Origin of the sequence: Alishewanella sp. WH16-1, assembly GCF_001441695.1 — a bacterium.
GTDB lineage: Bacteria > Pseudomonadota > Gammaproteobacteria > Enterobacterales > Alteromonadaceae > Alishewanella > Alishewanella agri.
In genome coordinates, this window is record NZ_LCWL01000006.1 from 1 (window position 1) to 1280 (window position 1280).

Below are 1280 nucleotides of genomic sequence, written 5' to 3' on the forward strand. Positions count from 1 at the left end.
GACTTTGTCAGCAGTCTGAACCCGGTAAACCGGGTTTAATCTATGTTAGAAATGGTACTGAGCCCGAACCCCAAAGCCAATAGGCTCCTCGGTTACCCCTGACGGTGTATCAATATCGCTAAACACAATGTTGCCCATAAACCGAAGGTTATTTAACAAGTAATAGTTAACGCCCAATGTAAGATTTTTCTGCTCACCACCAAAAACAGTACCGTCATTCAAATCGGTGACAGAGTACCGTGCAGCAACCTCAATAGCGCCTGACTCTTTTGATGGTTTAACGCCGCTAAACAAACCATTCTTGTACGAACGGCTCTCGCCAGTTAACACATAACTTAATTGAAAGTGATATCCAGAGAAGGAAACATCTTCAACTGTTGACGAAGTGTTTAGTGTCATCGCTTCAGCTTCGGCAGACCAGGCACCATTAATGAAGGCAGCCTCCAAACCAAAACGATTGATGGAATTTATGCCTTCCAGAGTACCGGTATCGATTAAACGCACACCAGAGTCAATACGTAGCTCAGGACGGTCCCGCAATCTAAGCGTGTTATAGTCACCCATGTCCTGATACACGAAAGCACCGGCAAAATGATACTGAACATCATCAACTTTTGGATGGTAAATAATCCGCTGAGCAAGCCCCATACTGTCATCTTTGCCAGCATCGCCCTCTGTATTCATGGTGCGGCCGAACAACATAGATTCTGATGTTAAGTTACCGAAGGTTTTATCAAACCGCACGCCTAACTTACGGTCAGGGGTAATAACCGTAGAGCCACTTGAACGCTCCATAAAAGTAATAGAGTTGGAGCTGGTTAGGGTGTTTAGACTAAACGGCACGCGCTGGTGGCCGATAGTCACATTGCCACCAGCCAGTTTAGTGCGAATATTTACATCAGCTGCTGAGGCATCGCCACCTTCAGCGAAGTCATACTCAATAACAAAACGCCAATCAGGCGATAAATTGCCCTGCATACCAAGACGCCCACGACGCACATTAAAACCGTTACCAATTTCCGTAACATCGTCTTTGTACATACCTGCATCCAGATGCATTCTACCACGAGGCGTGATTTCCACTTCGGCAAGTGCGCTACCAGTGAAAGCACCTACGGCTAGGGCAACTAAAACTTTGCTATTTGTCTTCATGATTAATCCTATCCCAATCTCTAGTTTTGACCCAAGCATCATATGTCACTTATATGACATTTGCGTGACACAATGACAGTTTTATGACTTAAAGATGACAATAAAAACTAAATAATTGTTCCAAATAG

1 protein-coding gene is annotated in these 1280 nt (G+C 44.5%); it reads right to left on the reverse strand.

Annotation, left to right across the window (positions count from 1 at the left end; all coding sequences use genetic code 11):
* Nucleotides 1-45 precede the first annotated feature (45 nt).
* Complete coding sequence (locus tag AAY72_RS00940) at nucleotides 46-1152, reverse strand: OprO/OprP family phosphate-selective porin (protein WP_197408353.1); 1107 nt, start codon at nucleotides 1150-1152, stop codon at nucleotides 46-48.
* Nucleotides 1153-1280 lie beyond the last annotated feature (128 nt).

Excerpts from the sequence above, each read along its gene's own strand:
- AAY72_RS00940 (WP_197408353.1), bottom strand. The coding sequence starts at position 1,152 with ATGAAGACAAATAGCAAAGTTTTAGTTGCCCTAGCCGTAGGTGCTTTC.